This window comes from Candidatus Nomurabacteria bacterium (genome assembly GCA_023898645.1).
In the GTDB taxonomy this organism is placed as follows: domain Bacteria; phylum Patescibacteriota; class Saccharimonadia; order Saccharimonadales; family Saccharimonadaceae; genus UBA2112.
Window position 1 is genome coordinate 1,087,788 of sequence record CP060232.1, and the last position, 17,800, is coordinate 1,105,587.

At 44.4% G+C, this 17,800-nt stretch carries 21 protein-coding genes and 4 tRNA genes; 10 read left to right on the forward strand and 15 right to left on the reverse strand.

Going from position 1 to position 17,800, the window contains the following annotated elements:
- Positions 1-52: 52 nt before the first annotated feature.
- Complete coding sequence (locus H6797_05720) at positions 53-514, reverse strand: hypothetical protein (GenBank protein ID USN96531.1); 462 nt, start codon at positions 512-514, stop codon at positions 53-55.
- A gap of 117 nt (positions 515-631) precedes the next feature.
- On the opposite strand from H6797_05720, the gene H6797_05725 reads away from it, so the two are divergent.
- Positions 632-1,495, forward strand: coding sequence for a hypothetical protein (locus H6797_05725; protein USN96532.1), 864 nt, complete (start codon positions 632-634; stop codon positions 1,493-1,495).
- Between the two features lie 77 nt (positions 1,496-1,572).
- Positions 1,573-1,833, forward strand: coding sequence for a hypothetical protein (locus H6797_05730; protein USN96533.1), 261 nt, complete (start codon positions 1,573-1,575; stop codon positions 1,831-1,833).
- A 47-nt stretch (positions 1,834-1,880) separates the two neighbouring features.
- On the opposite strand, the gene H6797_05735 is transcribed toward H6797_05730, so the two are convergent.
- Positions 1,881-2,318, reverse strand: coding sequence for a hypothetical protein (locus H6797_05735; GenBank protein ID USN96534.1), 438 nt, complete (start codon positions 2,316-2,318; stop codon positions 1,881-1,883).
- A gap of 79 nt (positions 2,319-2,397) precedes the next feature.
- Here H6797_05735 and H6797_05740 point away from each other — a divergent pair, with 79 nt between their 5' ends.
- Complete coding sequence (locus tag H6797_05740) at positions 2,398-3,438, forward strand: peptidoglycan bridge formation glycyltransferase FemA/FemB family protein (protein ID USN96535.1); 1,041 nt, start codon at positions 2,398-2,400, stop codon at positions 3,436-3,438.
- Here the strand turns inward: H6797_05740 and H6797_05745 are convergent.
- Positions 3,435-4,724, reverse strand: a complete 1,290-nt coding sequence (locus H6797_05745; GenBank protein ID USN96536.1) for a UDP-N-acetylmuramoyl-L-alanyl-D-glutamate--2,6-diaminopimelate ligase — start codon at positions 4,722-4,724, stop codon at positions 3,435-3,437. The genes H6797_05740 and H6797_05745 overlap by 4 nt on opposite strands.
- Before the next feature lie 43 nt (positions 4,725-4,767).
- Between H6797_05745 and tsaD the strand changes: the two genes are divergently transcribed.
- Positions 4,768-5,928: a tRNA (adenosine(37)-N6)-threonylcarbamoyltransferase complex transferase subunit TsaD gene (gene tsaD / locus H6797_05750; protein USN96537.1), complete on the forward strand. Its 1,161-nt coding sequence runs from the start codon at positions 4,768-4,770 to the stop codon at positions 5,926-5,928.
- Between the two features lie 426 nt (positions 5,929-6,354).
- On the opposite strand, the gene H6797_05755 is transcribed toward tsaD, so the two are convergent.
- A complete protein-coding gene (locus H6797_05755; protein USN96538.1) occupies positions 6,355-7,338 on the reverse strand; it encodes a peptidoglycan bridge formation glycyltransferase FemA/FemB family protein in 984 nt (327 codons plus the stop codon).
- Between the two features lie 170 nt (positions 7,339-7,508).
- Here H6797_05755 and H6797_05760 point away from each other — a divergent pair, with 170 nt between their 5' ends.
- Positions 7,509-10,058, forward strand: a complete 2,550-nt coding sequence (locus tag H6797_05760; protein ID USN96539.1) for a valine--tRNA ligase — start codon at positions 7,509-7,511, stop codon at positions 10,056-10,058.
- A 4-nt stretch (positions 10,059-10,062) separates the two neighbouring features.
- Here H6797_05760 and H6797_05765 read toward each other — a convergent pair whose 3' ends face one another.
- The 3 genes from H6797_05765 to H6797_05775 all read right to left on the reverse strand — a co-directional run bounded on the left by H6797_05765 (position 10,063) and on the right by H6797_05775 (position 11,305).
- Positions 10,063-10,386 carry a hypothetical protein gene (locus H6797_05765; GenBank protein USN96540.1) on the reverse strand — a complete coding sequence of 108 codons (324 nt, stop codon included), beginning with the start codon at positions 10,384-10,386 and terminating at the stop codon, positions 10,063-10,065.
- Positions 10,387-10,453: 67 nt separating this feature from the next.
- Complete coding sequence (gene rlmH, locus H6797_05770) at positions 10,454-10,912, reverse strand: 23S rRNA (pseudouridine(1915)-N(3))-methyltransferase RlmH (protein USN96541.1); 459 nt, start codon at positions 10,910-10,912, stop codon at positions 10,454-10,456.
- Positions 10,913-11,305 carry an HIT domain-containing protein gene (locus H6797_05775; protein ID USN96542.1) on the reverse strand — a complete coding sequence of 131 codons (393 nt, stop codon included), beginning with the start codon at positions 11,303-11,305 and terminating at the stop codon, positions 10,913-10,915.
- 72 nt (positions 11,306-11,377) lie between these two features.
- On the opposite strand from H6797_05775, the gene H6797_05780 reads away from it, so the two are divergent.
- Both H6797_05780 and H6797_05785 read left to right on the forward strand, forming a co-directional pair.
- Positions 11,378-11,641 (forward strand): hypothetical protein, encoded by a 264-nt coding sequence (locus H6797_05780; GenBank protein USN96543.1) that lies wholly within the window; start codon positions 11,378-11,380, stop codon positions 11,639-11,641.
- A 57-nt stretch (positions 11,642-11,698) separates the two neighbouring features.
- Positions 11,699-11,786, forward strand: a tRNA-Ser gene (locus tag H6797_05785).
- Positions 11,787-11,853: 67 nt separating this feature from the next.
- Here the strand turns inward: H6797_05785 and H6797_05790 are convergent.
- From H6797_05790 to H6797_05800, 3 genes are all read right to left on the reverse strand, one after another.
- Positions 11,854-12,267, reverse strand: a complete 414-nt coding sequence (locus H6797_05790; protein ID USN96544.1) for a hypothetical protein — start codon at positions 12,265-12,267, stop codon at positions 11,854-11,856.
- A 278-nt stretch (positions 12,268-12,545) separates the two neighbouring features.
- Positions 12,546-12,622 (reverse strand) — tRNA-Arg (locus H6797_05795).
- Between the two features lie 76 nt (positions 12,623-12,698).
- Positions 12,699-13,403, reverse strand: a complete 705-nt coding sequence (locus H6797_05800; protein ID USN96545.1) for a hypothetical protein — start codon at positions 13,401-13,403, stop codon at positions 12,699-12,701.
- Between the two features lie 311 nt (positions 13,404-13,714).
- Here H6797_05800 and H6797_05805 point away from each other — a divergent pair, with 311 nt between their 5' ends.
- Both H6797_05805 and H6797_05810 read left to right on the forward strand, forming a co-directional pair.
- Positions 13,715-14,053 carry a YrdB family protein gene (locus tag H6797_05805; protein ID USN96546.1) on the forward strand — a complete coding sequence of 113 codons (339 nt, stop codon included), beginning with the start codon at positions 13,715-13,717 and terminating at the stop codon, positions 14,051-14,053.
- Entirely contained in the window at positions 14,054-14,503 is a 450-nt protein-coding gene (locus H6797_05810; protein USN96547.1) for an SRPBCC family protein, read from the forward strand.
- 55 nt (positions 14,504-14,558) lie between these two features.
- Here the strand turns inward: H6797_05810 and H6797_05815 are convergent, their stop codons facing one another.
- The 3 genes from H6797_05815 to H6797_05825 form a co-directional block, all read right to left on the reverse strand.
- A complete protein-coding gene (locus H6797_05815; protein ID USN96548.1) occupies positions 14,559-15,167 on the reverse strand; it encodes a DUF1211 domain-containing protein in 609 nt (202 codons plus the stop codon).
- Positions 15,167-15,943: a CPBP family intramembrane metalloprotease gene (locus H6797_05820; protein USN96549.1), complete on the reverse strand. Its 777-nt coding sequence runs from the start codon at positions 15,941-15,943 to the stop codon at positions 15,167-15,169. The genes H6797_05815 and H6797_05820 overlap by 1 nt, the downstream gene beginning before the upstream one ends.
- Positions 15,944-16,114: 171 nt before the next feature.
- A tRNA-Ser gene (locus H6797_05825) sits at positions 16,115-16,207 on the reverse strand.
- Positions 16,208-16,340: 133 nt separating this feature from the next.
- Between H6797_05825 and H6797_05830 the strand changes: the two genes are divergently transcribed.
- Positions 16,341-16,763: a hypothetical protein gene (locus tag H6797_05830; protein USN96550.1), complete on the forward strand. Its 423-nt coding sequence runs from the start codon at positions 16,341-16,343 to the stop codon at positions 16,761-16,763.
- Positions 16,764-16,913: 150 nt separating this feature from the next.
- Here H6797_05830 and H6797_05835 read toward each other — a convergent pair.
- Positions 16,914-17,001, reverse strand: a tRNA-Ser gene (locus H6797_05835).
- Positions 17,002-17,043: 42 nt separating this feature from the next.
- Positions 17,044-17,712, reverse strand: a complete 669-nt coding sequence (locus H6797_05840) for a ComF family protein (GenBank protein USN96551.1) — start codon at positions 17,710-17,712, stop codon at positions 17,044-17,046.
- Between the last annotated feature and the right edge of the window lie 88 nt (positions 17,713-17,800).

Sequence of the window (17,800 nt, forward strand, 5' to 3'; positions counted from 1 at the left end):
ACAAAAAAATTAGCACTTGCAAGGTGCGAGTGCTAATTTTTATAAAAATTCTTTATCTTGTTCGGTTTCGTATCTTTATATGAGAATCACCGTTGTAGTCACCGAAATCATCTTCCTCAAAAGTATCGAGAGTCGCCGCTCTGGCCAGACTGGCTCGAATTTCTTTATCCGTACGTCCGCCAACTTCCGCAATTGTCGGATAGGTATCATTGTTCAAATGCTCCGAAGCACTTTCTGCTTCTGGCTGTTCTGCTTCACGTAATATACGATCGGCCTCTTGTTCAAGTTCACTTGGACTCATTTGAGCATAATAATCATCTAGGCCGTCACGAATTACTTCTTTTAAATAAGCTTTATCTTTATTAATTAGGCCACGCTGCTCCCATTGATTTTCCCAGTATCCCTGATCGATATGCCCTTTGCGCTGTCCTGCATCACCGTGATCTTGCGTACGATTGTGGCGGTATTTAGATTTTGATTTGTTTGATTTTGGTTTTTCCATCATATTGGTCATGTTTTAAATTATACATTTTTTTGACTAATTGTCAATAATGCTTATGTAATTGACTTTTTATCTTTCGCGTGCTAAGCTTAAGCAAGAATTAGTTGCACATACAAACAAAAAATACCTATGAAAAAAGACGCATCTTCACCTCACGAAAATCACATTTCGACTGACGAATCGGAGATGACGGCCGATCAACGTGAATTTCTTGAGCGTATGTACTCTATGTACTCCGCAACCGCCACTACAGGAGAAAAATTACGTGACCTCTACTCACGCGAAGGTGCCCAGTCGCTAGACCAAGCAGTTGAAGACTTGGCATACGAGCTCATGGCAGACAACGAGGAGTACAAAGAGCTCCTGCATCAACGAGAATTAAATCGAAACGCCCCAATCGGTCCCCGAGTACGCGAACTAGAGGCAATGTACAAAAATTTTATCTATAGCATTAATGATCTTCCGAATGAAACAAGATATAAGCAAATTGAGGCTGCACGAAATAATGTCAAACACATACTAGCCGAAAGTATCAAAGAACCAATAGATGACCCCGAAAAAGCCATCGAGGTGCTTGGAATTAAACGAAAAGACAACGAAGGACATATCTCGTACCACTTCCCCGTCGAACTTGTTCCGGAATCAGTAAATGAAAAATGGGAAGTATATCTTGCGGCAGCTTGCGCCAATATAATCGCCGAAGACAATCTCAGGTCATCTGGAAACACTGATGAAATAGATGCAACAGATTCGGCACGAGTTTACGCTCATAACGCTGTAACCGACGACATACATGCGATATTAAACATCGACGGTATAAAAGGCTGGGACAGGGCTCGAACGCGCCAGCTACTTGCAACTATACGCGACAATACCTTCGCTACGTTTGGCTCAAAGAACGCATCGTCTCAAGAAACTGAACTAGCCAATAAATTGCTTGCAAAATACAACGACAAACAACTTGCAATCGTAAAAGCTCTTAGTAGTCGCTAACATTCCTTGTTTCGTTGACCAATAATTAATTTTGTTGTATCATATTTATGTATTACCCTGAAGAAACGAGATGGGTTATGACGCAAAAATTGCGAGGCGTATTTCGAACCAACGAAACGTCCGAGCAGGTGGCTCATCAGGTTGAACTTTCGCAAAAAAGCGCACAGCCCGTAAAAATAGCCACCGATACAGGTACCTCATTTGTCGCTACTTTTGTTAAAGAGCAAAACCAAGTGGCCGTCGGTACCACCGAATCGGGTGAAAGTATTGCGATATTCCTAGGAGAAAGAGCTCGTCGCTCCGTACTTCATGGAACAATTGTCATTGAAAGCCCGTAGCCAGTGTCGTTTGTGTAACACATTCGACACTGGCTTTTTCAATATACTTACTCAGACTTAAGCAAAGTGCCTTTTTCGGCAGCAGGCAAAAAATTACCAGCATTAACAAGTTCGCCGATTTCATTCAAACCAGTTTGCATAGAGATAGCAGCACCGTGAGAATCAAATAATGAAATCACGGCCAAATTTTGAGCCGCACTGTAATCCAATAATGCAGCACCTGCTGATTTATTTTCGCTAAGAGACGTATACACGGCTTGCTGACCACCAACACCAGCATCAATTACTGTTCTTCCCTGAAGTAAAAGCCCCTCTACAAACGCCGTTACTGCAGTTTTATCGGCAATTTGCGACGTCACGACAGCAACACTGCCGTCTTCTGGAAGCCATTCTGCAAACGCCTTGCCGACATTCCATACGTATTCGGTGGCCATAGAGTCTCCGAGATGAACGCGAATATCTGCATCAGAAAATATTGTTCCCATATGGAATAATTGTATACCACGCCCGTGTAACGTCCAAAACATTTGTGTCAAAAATTAGCGTAGGTAGTATACTGGCTATATGAATATACGCTTTGCTGCTAATGGCGAAATTGCCTCATGGGACTCCAAGGTTCTTTCTAATCCCGACGGCGGAAATGTATTCCAAAGTGAAGAATTCGCAGATCAAAAAAAGTTATCTGGCTGGGAACCACGATTTATCTTCGCAGATGAAACCGCTATAACCGTACTCGAAAAGAGCGTGTTTGGCCTAGGAAAATTATGGTACATACCCAAGGGCCCGGGAGTTTCTAGCGTAGAACAACTTGGCGACATACTACCCATGCTGAACGAGTTTGCCAACGAAAACGGCGTTTTCGCCATCAAGATTGAGCCTGAACTTATAAAGACAAGTGAAACCATGGAAGCCCTCGAAAAACTTGGGCTGACGCCCACCTCACCAATACAACCCAACTTTTCGACAGTGCTTATTGATATTTCACCAGATCCTAACGAAATCATCGCAAATCTCAACCAAACAAGTCGTCATGCCATGCGACGCGCTGAACGCGATGGTGTAAAAGTAAATGCTGTTGAATCCGACAATGTGAATTGTAAGCTGTTTTATGACCTACTCTCTGATACAGCTGCGAACTCATTCAACATCCGATCCTATGACTATTACTACAAATTTTGGAAGCGTTTTGCTGATGCCGGCCTAGGACAGCTATTTTTCACCTACTACAACGATAAACTAGTGGCAGGTGCGTTCGCTATGGTTTTCGGCGAAAAAAGCATTTATAAAGACGGCGCCAGTGTCCGGGAGAAAACTGCATATGGTGCAAGCCATTTATTACAGTTACACGTTATGCAGTGGGCAAAACTACAGGGTTCAAAGATGCACGATCTTGGCGGCTCACCACCAAGCGATCAAATCGGCAATAAAGATCACCCCCACTACGGCATAGGTGTATTTAAAACGAGCTTCAATAAACAAGTTACCGACTATGTTGGAGCCTTTGACTTGGTTGTTAAACCCACAAAGTACCGATGGTGGAAACAGTTTGGCGAACGAACCGTGCAGCGCCTGTGGTGGCGAAAGCATCAAGAAAGCTGGTATTAAGACTCTCCTATTAGCTCTCGGACAACGTCAGCATCGTTCCAAGGCATACGTTTACCCTCTATAATTCGAAATTTTTCGTGCCCCATACCGGTTATTAACACCATGTCACCCTTTTTAGCCACGGCAAGCGCCTTTTTGATGGCATCACGACGATCAGCAATTTCTGTCGTTTTTGCGATCCCTTTTGCTTTTTCTATTCCAGCCATAATATCTTGTCGGATGGCATCAGGATTTTCGTTATAGCTCTCTTCGTCGGTCAAAATTATACGATCAGCCAACCTTGAAGCAATTTCACCCATAATCGGTCGTTTAGTTTTATCACGATCACCACATGCGCCAAAAACGAGTACGACACGATTTTTAGTTATCTCTTTGGAAGCAACCAAAAACTTTTCGAGAGCATCGGGTGTATGAGCATAGTCCACTATCACGTCGTACTCTTTGCCTGTCTCAACTCGCTCAAATCGGCCCGGTACGCCATCAAGATTAGCGACGCCCTCAATGATGTCATTTAGCCCTACGCCAAGCAAATAAGCCGCTGCAGAGGCAGCAGTCATGTTGTATACGTTAAACTCACCAGGTAGTGCTGTGGCTAGCTCCAGCTTTGTCTGATGGTCAATAACGATTGTTGCTTCACTGCCCTTGCGAAACAGTTTGGTACGCTCTATCTTCGCTTCGGCATCATCATGCTTTCCGTAGGTAATCTTTTGAGCTGCAGCTTGAGCTTTATTAAAATAATCAAACCACTCATCATCACGATTTAAAACAATAAACTCTGGTTCATTCATGAAAAGTTTCGCTTTAGCCGCAGCATAATTTTCCATCGTACCGTGATAATCCAGATGATCCTGTGTCAGATTCGTCATGATAGCCATGTGAATTGGAACGCCATCTAGTTTATGCTGATCAAGAGCGTGGCTAGTAATTTCAAGTAGCGTGTAGTCTACCTTTGCGCGTTTAGCGTCGCGAAAGAATCGTTGCATTTGAGCGGTCGAAGCCACAGTTGCATTAAGATCGTTTATTTTGCGATTATCAGCGATTTCAATTACCGCTGTTGTAAACATTGCTGTTTTATAGCCAGCTTCTTTAAGAATTTCGTTGATGTAGTTCAACGTTGTTGTTTTGCCATTTGTCCCTGTAATACCGATGACTTTCAGTTTTTTAGACGGATTACGGTATCGCGTACGAACTAATCTGACTCGGCCCTTACGATACGTACTCTCAAGATGTTTTACGGCGCCTTTCGGTAATGCCTTTCGTGCCCCCTTTACGAGTAATTGCTTCATGCAACCAGTGTAGCATCTTTACAGGCATGGTACAGTAGTAAGAGTGAAAATATTAGGCATAGAAACCAGTTGTGACGAAACTGCGGCGGCGGTAGTAGAAAATGGTCACATTTTACTAAGTAACGTCATTCAGACGCAGATTGATATACACGTACAGTACGGCGGGGTCGTGCCTGAAGTGGCGGCACGTAGCCACATAGAGGTCGTCAATCCTGTCATAAATCGGGCACTATCAGATGCAAACTGCACATGGGACGACATTGATGCTATAGCAGTCACCTATGCACCGGGTCTTATCGGCTCCCTACTCGTCGGCACACTTGCTGCACGAACGCTCGCTATCATCCACGACAAACCGTTGTATGCAATACATCATGTTGAGGCTCATGTTTACGCAAACTTCCTTACAGAACAGGGGCGAACACCAAATCATTCACCTGACGAACTTGTCCCTCTGGCGCAGTCCGGTGCGACAGGAGCTACGGGCGGAACAATCACTCAGACCGAGCTAACTTTGCCATCAAAGCAGCCTGATTTCCCCATATTGGCACTGATTGTTAGTGGTGGTCATACACAGCTTGTAATGTTCCGTGACCATGGTGACTTTGAATTACTGGGTCAAACACAAGATGATGCGGTCGGAGAAGCATTCGACAAAGTCGCTAAAATTATCGGACTCCCCTATCCTGGCGGGCCCTCTATAGCTAAAGCAGCACTTAGCGGAGATCCCCATAAGTATTCGCTACCTAAGGCCAAGCTACAAAACACATACGACTTTAGCTTTTCAGGCCTTAAGACAGCCCTTCTAAGGTCCGTTCAGCATGAAACCGGTCATGATTACACGTTTCCTTCACATGCACTTCACATGCTCTTAGACGATGCCATGCGAGCAGATTTTGCTGCCAGCTTCCAGCAAATTGCCGTTGAGACGTTGGTTGATAAGACCGAACGGGCATTTAATGACCACTCCCCTGCCAGTGTTGTCATAGCAGGCGGTGTCGCCGCAAACCAGGAACTCCGCCGCCAACTGCAAGAACGATTACCGTTAAAAATTGAATACGCCCCCATGCAGGTTTGTACTGATAATGGCGCCATGATCGCAACACTCGCCTACTACTATTCACAGACTATGCCCGCGGCTGATCCCTTCGACTTAGAGGTAATACCAAGTCTTTCAATGTCTAAAACTGCCTGGGCAAATTAAATAGGCCGCCTCGTGTTTAGAGGCGACCTTAGTCAACGTAGTTAGAACCCTTAGCTCATATCCCACGCTTCGACGTATAGCATCTCGTCTTGGGTTATGTCATTAGTATTAACGAATTTACATTCCCCATGGATTTCTAGGGGTAAAATGGCACTCGCTAAAATCTCGTAAGAAACCGGATATCCACTTTTACACAGTGCCGAACCGTGCCCATCTCTTACTGCACGATCAAATTGTTGCGTTCCTCTGATACAGTGTTTACCCCAGGAGTTGCTCCATCTGGCAACGATTGTCGTCCTGTCTGCGCGGAAAACCGTGATTTCAAATCCCAACGCCATAATAGCTCTCAATTCTATTGTCGAAGTACTGGTAAACCTCTGTTTACAGTAGAAATACTTTACTATGTATTTTTGGTTTTTGCAAATCTTATCGCTTTAGCGCACGGACTACTTTTTTACCATAAGGTAATAGTGTGTTCCACATTACATACAGAGGTGAGAGCGGCTTATCATATGTCCCTACGAGCGTATCCTCGTGATCTGCAAAGCCACGTTTGAAATTGCTCACCCCGTCACTAACTAATCCGTTCATGTCATAACGCTCCACACCCCACTCTTTCATCTTGCATATCGCATGCCACTTGAGTGCATAGTTAGCGCGTAATTCCTGACCATCGTCATTCATGCCGCCATAAAGTTCAAAGGCCGTATGAGCACTGATAGCAAGCCACAAAAATGCGATAGGCCATCCGTTCCGATATGCCGCAAACACCGGCGAAGCGTCACCAAGATTTTCAAATACATCGTAATAATATTGGTCGTCATGAAGCGCAAAACCCGCACGCTCAGCTGTCAGTCGGTAAATCTGCATACACTTTTCAAGCTCTTCTCTATCTTTAACTTGGCGTAACTCAACACCTTCCTCGCCACCCGACTTACGAATATATTGTCGTGTTTTTTTATTCATCGGAGCCAACAATTCGTCCTCGGACATACTGAGGTCAAGAATTAATGTTTGTGGTATCAATATCGTGTTGCTACTTTTACGCCACCCTTTTAATAATGCGGGAAGTTCAGACCAATCCGGTTCAATCGTCAGCACCACTGCCCCGTATTGAGAACGGGCGTGATTTGTAAGTGCCCCTAGTACATCCCCTACTCCACTACCAGAGACAACAGGGCCCCTGGGTATGTAGGCAACAGAGTTAAATGGCCAAGGAAGTCTCCTTCGTAATACTTGCGCCGCCCCTACAATATGTTCGTCCATATCATAGGCAAACAATCGCTCAACTTTCCAGCCATGCGCAGCCTTTGTTTCTCCCCAACCCCAGAGCTGCAGTGGATGACCGTCATTTTCTAATACGAATTCATCCCACTCTTCTCTGTTTTCACACACTTTCAAAGAAATCATGCTTGTATTATACATGTTCTTTCGGTGTGGTATAATTGATGTTGAAAATAAGTTCGGGATGTGGCGCACTAACATAAATTTCACGTGAAATGTTGAAAGACAGATTATCTTTGCACGTGAAAATTGTTACGCTTGAGCACCCCTTAAACAAACCGGAGTTAGTAACCTTCATGAAATTGGCAAAGGCCTACAACCCACAAGAATTCGAACCGACGATTTATCAGATGTGGGAAAACTCGGGCTCATTCAAACCCGGTAACGGGGGAGAGCCCTACAGCATAGTCATGCCACCGGCAAATGCAAACGGTAATCTTCATATTGGTCATGCACTAACCATTGGTTTAGAGGATATTCTCGCCCGTTACTACCGCATGAAGGGCAGGGATGTCATATATGTGCCCGGGGAAGACCATGCAGGCCTGGAAACCTGGGTTGTTTATGAACGTGAACTCGAAAAAGAAGGCCGATCACGCCACGAATTTAGTCGCGAGGAAAACTTCACGAAAGTAAGCGAATTTGTTAATGCCCACAGAGGTAATACAGAACAGCAAGTGCGAGCACTCGGAGCGAGCGTATCATGGGACGATCTCACGTACACACTCGATGAAAAGGTAGTAAAACGCTCGTATAAAACCTTTAAAAAAATGTGGGACGAAGGCCTTATTTACAGGGGCGAACGCATCGTTAACTACAGCACGAAATACCAGACTGGTTATGCTGATATTGAGGTGAACCACAAAGTAGAGAAGGGGACGCTCTGGAAAATCGCATACCCTGTCATAGACCATGTTGCCGAAATTATCGTTGCAACCACAAGACCAGAAACCCTCCTGGGGGACACGGCGATTGCCGTACACCCAGACGACGAACGCTATAAGCACCTTGTAGGCTCACACGTTTTAGTACCGTTAACGCAGCGAGAGATTCCTGTCATTGCCGATGAACATGTCGATCCAAGTTTTGGTACCGGCGCAGTCAAAGTAACCCCTGCACACGATCCAAACGACTTCGAAATAGGGGAGCGTCACAAGTTACCGCGCATCCAGGTTATTGGCTATGACGGGAAGATGATAAATGTACCCGCACAATTCATGGGTCTCGACGTAGATAAAGCACGAAAAGAAGTACTTGAATCACTAAAAACCGAATCAATGCTAAGAGGTAAAGACGAAATTGAACACTCTGTTGGCTATGATTACAAGAGCGGCATACCGATTCAGCCACTCATAAAAGAGCAGTGGTTTATCAACATGAAACCTCTAGCCGAGCGAGCTCTTACTATTCTCCGTGCTGACGAAATCAAATTCTATCCCGCTAGCAAAAAAACAGCACTGATCAATTACCTAGAGAATATCCGCGACTGGAACCTTAGTCGGCAGATACCATGGGGCATTCCAATACCCGCATTTCAAAGCACTAAGAACAGTGAAGATTGGATATTCGACGAAAGAGTAGACCAAAAGACTATTGTTGTAGATGGTACAACATACAAAAGAGAAGAAGACACATTCGACACATGGTTTAGTAGCGGTCAATGGCCCTACGTCACAACAGATTTCCTGGAAGATGGTGAACTCGCAAGATTCTATCCATTAAATGTCATGGAAACTGGCTATGACATCCTGTATCCGTGGGTTGGACGCATGATAATGCTCGGTCTATACGCAACTGACCAAGTACCCTTCAAGGAAGTCTATCTACACGGGCTTGTACTAGACGAAAAGGGTCAAAAAATGAGCAAAAGTAAAGGAAATGTGGTCAACCCAATAGATCTCGTTGAAGAATATGGCTCAGATGCACTTCGGCTTGGTCTTACGGCTAGTCGTAGCGCCGGGCAAAACCAAGCTTTTGGTACCGATCGTGTCGTAACTGGTCGCAATTTCTGCAATAAGTTATGGAACGTTGCCCGATATATTGAAGGTACGTTACCTGACGATTTCAAACTTGAGGACGCAACACCTCAAAGTCCGACAGATCACTGGATCGTACGACAGCTAAACGAAGCAGCCTCAACAGTTTCAGAACAGATTGAAAATTATCGTTTTGCCGAGGCGCGCGAAACTATTTATCATGTTATCTGGAATGACGTTGCTGACTGGTATATAGAGGCGAGCAAAAAGCAGCCGAACCTTCAGCTGTTGGCATGGGTACTCGATACCGTTTTGCGTCTCGCTCATCCATTTGCGCCATTTGTAACTGAAACGATCTGGCAAACACTTGACTGGCACAATGAGTTGCTTATCGTAAGCACATGGCCAGAGCCTTTGGCCTACGACGACATTGCAGCCGGAGAGTTTGAACAGTTAAGGGCACTAGTTATCGAAACACGTTACGTCGTTAGTGAGTTACCTGCTGGCAAAAAATATACGATGCTCTACTACCAAGATAGTCTTATAGAAGATAACGGGGAACTCATTACTTGGCTAGCACGTTTGGGCGAAGTAGCACACACTGAACAACCAAAAGGATTACGCCTAGCGATCCCAGGTCGTGAAGCATGGCTGAAGATAGATGAAAACACTCTCTATGAGCATCAGACCCGACTCGAAGTACGCCTAAAAGAAACGCGAGAGTTGAAGTATATGCTACAGAATCGACTTGATAATCCAAAATATGTACATCAGGCACCTAAGCACCTCGTAGAGGAAACGCGCGAACAGTTGGCTGAAAAACTGGCGCTCATAGAACGTCTTGAACACGAGCTTGAAGTTCTAAAGTAGGCTTTTATACACTCGGCCAAAGTATGCCGTTTGAACCAAAGAATGAGTTACGGCTGGAGTGCTTAGAAATTATATATCGGCGGTGATCGTCACGAGCTTGAATTCGCGGGTTTCCACTAAATGGCTGTGTAATAGACGCCCTCTCAACGTGTGTGTGCGCACTGTCTCCTGAATCAAGTGCATGAAGGCCAATTCCTATAGTGATAGTACCAACTGGAACCGCTAATGCGACAGCTTCATCAAATTTGGTATCATGAACCAAAATTCCAAATGCAGTCACGATGGCGAGACTGATAATTATGCGTTGTAGTAGAGAAGTAATGAGCATGTTGGTGTTTAATGTTTACACCAGCATATTAGCATAAGTTGTATGACTTGTCAATTATGTGTCGAGCCTAGACGTGGTGATAGGGATGTCCAGCTATTATCTGCTGTGCACGGTAAAGTTGCTCGATAAGAATCAGACGAACCAGCTGATGTGGGAATACAAGAGGGGAGAGCGACCAGACATCATCTGCCCGTTGGTGCACTCGATCATCTACGCCATACGCGCCACCAATCACAATCGTAATCTGTCTACTTGCTGTAAATTTACTCTCGAGCATACGTGCGAACCTCGGTGAATCAAACTCATCTCCTCGTTCGTCTAGCAACATCACATATGCTTGGTCATCAAGACGTGAAAGTATACGCTCAGACTCGTCCTGACGCGCTGCAGAGTCGCTTAGTGCACTGTGTGGTAAAAGTACCCACTCTACGTCAAACGGCTTTTTCAGGCGATCCTGGTAGTGCTTAACGCCTCCTTCGATCCAAGACTCGTGTTTTTTACCGACAGCGATAATTTTAATTGCCATCTATATCGCAACTTTGGCTGCAATTGCCGCAAGTTCATCATGGTTCGGCTCGGCACTCATATCTGCCTGACCACGGTACTCGCTAACATTAGTAAATGGAATTAGCTGCACATGTGCATGTGGCACGTCTACACCGATAACTTGCACGCCAACATAGGGAACGTTCATCGCTTCGCGCAACCTTGTAGCAACCTTTTTTACAGTAGCCATCAATTGCTGATAGTCTCCGTCTTCGAGATCCCATAAAAACTCAACCTGTTTTTTCGGAACAACTAACGTATGACCCGCAACAAGAGGATGTATATCTAAAAACGCATAGGAATTGTCGTCTTCATACACCTTATGACTTGGTAGTTCGCCTTTGATAATTTTCGTAAAGATTGAATCTTGCATATTCTCATTATACCAACCTGGGTGTATGATGTGGTCAGCTTCGTTCACATATTCATAACCAGAACGGAAAAAATGCCTGAGCAACATGTCGATTACAGAGATTTGGCTCGAGAAAAGAAACTCGAGGTCTTAGATAGCCTAGCTCACATGGCCATAAATATCGTTGCACGACACCCGGACATACTCGAGAACTCACTGCTTCAAGCGATGGCACACAAGCACAACTATGGCTACGTTGCCTGCCTTGGACTGTTCCATGCAATCAAACAAGGTAAAATCATCCGGCGAGATGATGGCTATCATGCTCTGTTGAGAGTCGCACAGGAAGACATATAGTAAGCCAATCGTCTAATCTGTTAAAATATTTGGAGCAACTTGTTGCAATCCATCTAAGGAGAGGTGCAGGAGTGGTTGAACTGGCCGCTCTCGAAAAGCGGTATGGGGCAACTCATCGAGGGTTCGAATCCCTCTCTCTCCGCCATGAGAAAATGACTGGGCCTGGCGTCTAGTCTTTTTCTCATACTTGGGGTTTGAACCATCGGCGGTTCTCACAAATCTGTTAATCCATTGTCTGCTGCGAATTGTTCACCCTCAAGAATGCGCGTCTCTGCTTCTATTTCTTTAAAATAAGTATCTTTTACATCTTGGCTCAAATCTTCCATAATCATGCCTAATCCCGCTAGCCTATCATGCGCGTCGTTACAATCAGCCAAATACTCATTGTCATATGATTCTCGTTTATCATGATTCGCGATATGCTGTAATCGCGCCTCTGCAATTGCGACGTCCTTTATCGCGTGCATGTCCATGGCCGTACGCACAAGACCAAGGTAGTCTTTGTCTTCATACAGTCCAAGGGCTACATAGACAAGACCGTCTGCTATAGAAATGTCACTTTCGCCATTAGAAAAGAGTTCTTTGAGTTCATGTACCGTTGGAGTTGGCACCTCATGTTTTGACATGGAAATATTTTATCATACAAATATAATTTGTCAAGAGAGCTAACTTTAGCATTATTGCATCTTCAAAAGAAAAGACCCATCGAAATGAGTCTCTTTTTTTGGTACACCCGATACGGTATCGGCTAAAGCCTCCTCCGCTCGTTTGCTCAAGAAAATGCCACGCGCTTTCTTTCGCTTCACTCGCTACGCCGAACGTACTTTTGCTACGCAAAAGCTATGTTCAAATACGCAAGCAAATTAACCAAGTAAAAACGGCCATAGAAATGACCGTCTTTACTTGGTACACCCGATACGATTCGAACGTACGACCTTTGGCTCCGCAAGCCAACGCTCTATCCAGCTGAGCTACGGGTGCATACAGGCCTAAGGCCTATTGAACTTACCAAGTTTACCATAAATCTACAGAGGTGGCAAGGAGCAGTGTATTCCTTTTACAGTCGGAGCATGCGTACTATGCGATCTATCATGTCCAAGTGCAGCTCTTTCATAGGTAGGCGAGAACCAAGCATGTCTACAATTGCCTCACCAGATTCCTCGGGGAAATAAACTGTTATACCTGGTTGAAAACGTTGGGTTGGAATCAACATAACCGAAAATTCCTCGCCGTCACGTATAATTCCAAATGATTTGAAGTTGTCAAAATTATGCAGTGTACTGTCTATAGTTAGACCATCGTCGTCAATGGTATACGTCAGTTCATGCGGTGGGCGTCGTGAATAAACGACAATGACAAATGCAATAACGACAATCAGTACAGTAAACGACCATGCTTGGGTCCACACTGAAATCCCGCCCAAAATCACGATTACAGCGGCGAATAATGAAAACCATCCCGCACCTTTTTCATGATGAATATACTCCTGCGCAGTCCATGTAACGGGTTCGCTTGATGGCTCTTCTTCGTCATAATACTCATCATCATCTTCTGGGTCGGAATCTGGATTCGGCTGAGATTCGACAGTTGGTAGTGAGGGTGGAGCGCTTTGATTAACAGATGGCTCGTCTAGAGCAGCCTGCAAGGCAGCCGGGTCCACAATGGATGACTGCACGTTACCATCAACTTGCGGTAAAGATGTCGGTTGCCCAGGTTGATCCTGATCGGGTTGATAAAACCCCTGTTGATCGTTCGGTTGCATGGTTACAGTATAGCATGAGCAAGATAAATTTCACTGTCTCTGTGGCTATTGAGGCCTTCCGTAACTTTTGCCAAATGAAAAAGAGATGCAGCCGCATCTCTTTTTCATTTGGCGGAGGAGGGAAGATGTCGGCTCAAGCCCCCATGTTCACTTGTTCAAAAAAGTAACCCCGTTACTTCCTTCGCTTCGTTCACTACATCAAATTCCTACTTCACCCCACTTGTGGTATGTTCTGTGAGCTCCAACAACTCCCAAAGCCATTAACTATCTCTATACCAAATATTACATTCAATATACAGTACAATAATTGCATGGAAGCAATAAAAAGTCTCAATATAGCCATCAGATTTTTGCTAGAAATCTGCCTGTTGATTTCTGCTGGGTACATCGGCTACAAATTAACTAATATACCTTACGTAAAATATGGCTTAGCAATCTCTATTCCCATATTAGTAGCCTGCATTTGGGGAATATTCATTGCACCAAAAGCGAGTTATCTACTTAACGTGCCGTACAGGATCTTCGTCGAAATCGTTTTGTTTGGACTAACGTGCGTTCTTCTAGCACTATATGGAAAGATTGGACCTGCAATAGCCCTGGGGTTGGCTTTCAGCGTAAATGAAATGTTATTACTATACTGGAAACAATAAATGGAATTGCCTGAAAACGCTCCTGTACGGCGCAGACAAAGCATCGAGGTGTATGCCTCGGTGCATCTTGTGTGGTCCCTAATGTCAGAAATTGAACAGTGGCCCAAGTGGAATACCGACATAAAATCGGCGCGTCTACTAGGTAATCTGCGACCTGGAACAACGTTCAAATGGAAGGCAGGTCCTGGAACTATCACATCTACAATTGAAGCGGTAGAACCGGAAAAGATGATTGGTTGGTCTGGAAAACTTCCGGGTATTTTAGCCGTGCATATTTGGCGAATTGAAGGTAACAACAAGAAAGTTGTTGTTACGACCGAGGAATCATGGAGCGGAATCGTCCCAAAGTTATTCAGAAAATACAGCGAACAGACGCTTGAAAAAGCGATTAACGACGGGTTATTGCTACTGAAACACGCTGCAGAGAATCAATATCATAGTCATTCATAAATATTCGAAGCTAGAAGTGTGACCGCTCCTCATTACGTACACCCGTTGTCCTGTTTTATCGAATAAATCTCAGCGCAGGAATTATTAAAAGCCAGCTAAATTTTGCTATATCAGCATTAAATAGAGCAATCACTATCGAGATCAAAAATATAGCACCCATCGCTAAAGAACTGAATAGGCCGTTACGTATAGTCTGCTCTGCAATATTCGCACTAAGAAACTTCTTTTTTACGGCATATTGCCAACTCACAAAAGAAATCAATTCAATAACAACGAACGTTGACGCATACAATATCGTGGCCACTTTAGTGTCTGATTCACTCAATAGAGCTGTTGGGAACGGAATAAATGCGACAAAAAGCAATAAGACAAGATTCGACATCATAAAAACTCGGTCATATTGCACAAGAGCACGGTATTTTCTTACGTGTACCGACCAGATTGCACCAATGACAAGAAAGCTCAATACATAGGAAAAGAAACTGGGGATTATCGCTATAAGACCGCTCAGCACTGATGATTCAGAACTAAGGTCAACGTTTTCGGGTAAATGAATTTCAAGCGCAAGCAAGGTGATTGCGATTGCAAATACGGCATCACTGAAGAATACGAATCTATCCACCCCTATTCTTGTCTGTTCCTCTGCAGATAACGACATCGACATTAAGCAGCACTCCGGTACGTCAATTCTCGGTCTTTCATAACGGATTTATTAAATGCGCTCGTTCGTATAACGCTCAGAGCGACAACGACTTGAATCAAAACGAATAACCAAAATAGCGTTTTGTCACCGGACATAACGCCCGTATATGCAATCGATACGTCTGTAACAGCGTGAAATATAGCAACTAATAGAACGCTGCCTCGAGAATTATTAAACACCCACGACGTAAGTATAGATGTCGCAATAGCGGAAATAAGAAAGCCCACAAATGGTAGATTTGCCTGAAACGAGTCCGCAATCATAAACAATGGTATGTGCCAAAGGCCCCAGAGCAGCCCTAAAATCAAACTTGCGTTTAATGGAGTAAACTTTTTTTGCAACCGTGGTAACGCAAAACCACGCCAAGCCGTTTCTTCTGTAATAAGAAACAACCACCATTCAATTAAGAAAACAAGAAGGAGGCTCGAAGTGGTAATATCTGTGGCAAAATGTTTATTTTCACCGCCAAACAGATAATATATGAGCAAAGCGACAATAGAAATTATCGGAACCACCACCAAAGAAATGACATACCAAACTGGTTTTACTCTGAATCGCACAAGTCGTTTCAATAAATCAATGACAGCCACCTTTCCTCCACTTAATGCCGCGACGCCATATGTCGCTATTGTTAAGCCGAACCAAAAGGCAAGTGACTGTGGAATGTGCCATGTCAATAACTTGTTTTGTTGCGCTACACTCGTGCCCCACACAAGCCATGGAAGCAAATAAGCCATCCCGAAAAAAATAATAAGTGGGTGTTTTTTTATTATGTTCATTCTTGATTTCCCTTATGTTACAACATTAGTATACACAAGTTTAAAATATGGGCTCAAGGCGGCTTGCTGGAGTTTAATCTGTCCGATTCGCCAAACAGAAAAGAGATGCAGCCGCATCTCTTTTTCATTTGGCGGAGGAGGGGAGATTCGAACTCCCGCTACAGGTCTCCCCGTACTAACGATTTAGCAAACCGTCCCCTTCAGCCACTTGGGTACTCCTCCGTATTTGGCTTGAAATATTGCTCTCGCAATTCCTTGGGACTCGATAGATTATAGCATAGTGTAAGGGGTCGGACTAGCCCTTGTGTGTTCTACGTCTATTGACTTTATGCTTATTTATTGGTATAGTATTAATATGAAGACAAAGGTTTTCTTGGGAGTACCAATCATTGCTACTATTTTGGTGGCTAGCTTAGTATTTACCCAAGATACTCATGCAGTTAGCCTCAGTATATCTGCCGGCGCCAGTGCTGCAAAGGGTACGGATCAAGCAGCTAATTTATTCGGTCAGACAGGTATGTTTCGTACTATAACCAACGTACTGCTATATCTCATTGGTGCCATAAGCGTCATTATGCTTATCATAGGTGGACTACGATACGTTGTGTCTGGTGGAGACAGTACTGCCGTACAAAATGCGAAAAATACGATTCTTTACGCCATTGTCGGTATCGTCGTTGCAATTTTGGCATATGCTATCGTCAGTTTTGTTATTTCATCGTTCACAGGAGTAGGTGGCGGAGCTGGTGGTGGTGGAGTTGCGCCGACTAATACGTAATTATTTAAGTAATGTATGTAAACTTTTCCAGCATTTCGCTACACTGCGCCGAAAACTCATAGTTGCATCGGCTAAAGCCGCTGCCCGCAAGCTCTAATCAAGCCCGAACAGACAAGAAAATAGACCAGGCATTTGCCTGGTCTATTTTCTTGGCGGAGAGGGCGAGATTCGAACTCGCGGTACCTTTCGGCACGCCGGTTTTCAAGACCGGTACCATCAACCACTCGGTCACCTCTCCTTGTTAAAATGTGCTTCAGCAATAATAGCAGATTTACCCCTGTTAGTCGAGAGTTTGACGACTAATTGAGGCAACCCAAACCTTACCAGCACCAGCATCAAGTAAAGTCTGGGCTGCGTATTTCACGGTCGCCCCAGTTGTAATGACATCATCTATAAGTAGATATGTTGCATTTGGATCTAACTTTTTACGGCAGACAAATGCAGACTTTGCTTGTGACACACGCTCCCGCACTCCCATGCCGCGCTGTGTTGTATTTGTAGCACGACTCAGCGACAAATCGACAGACAGCTTTCGTAAGCCACTAAACTTTCGCGCTACTAATAGCATGTGGTCGTAACCCCTTTGGCGAATATGAGAACCAACTGTAGGTACGGGAACAATAATTGTATTTTTCGGTAATTCAGGCAAATGGGAATGAAGTAGGTCAGCGAGCGGGCCATGTGCTGCTCGCGTGTTACTAAACTTGAAGTCATTTATCAGACTTTCAAGATGATCACGACGGTCGGCGACACACCAGGCGCGCTCATATGGCACACGACATACTCCACATAAACCACTTGCTGGCGCCAGTTGCTTGCCACAGCCCACACACGCAGAGAAAGGTTCGCTTATGATGTCATATTTACAATTATCACATAGCATGGTGCCAATTATTCCGCATCCGGAACAGTGGTGGGGAGCGATAATTGATAGTAGTTGGTCAATCATTGTGATTTTTACGTTTTGACGGCTTGTCCGGTTGATTATATCACCGCTACTGGTTATACTGTAGGGGACAAGTTGTCAAGAGCCTAGA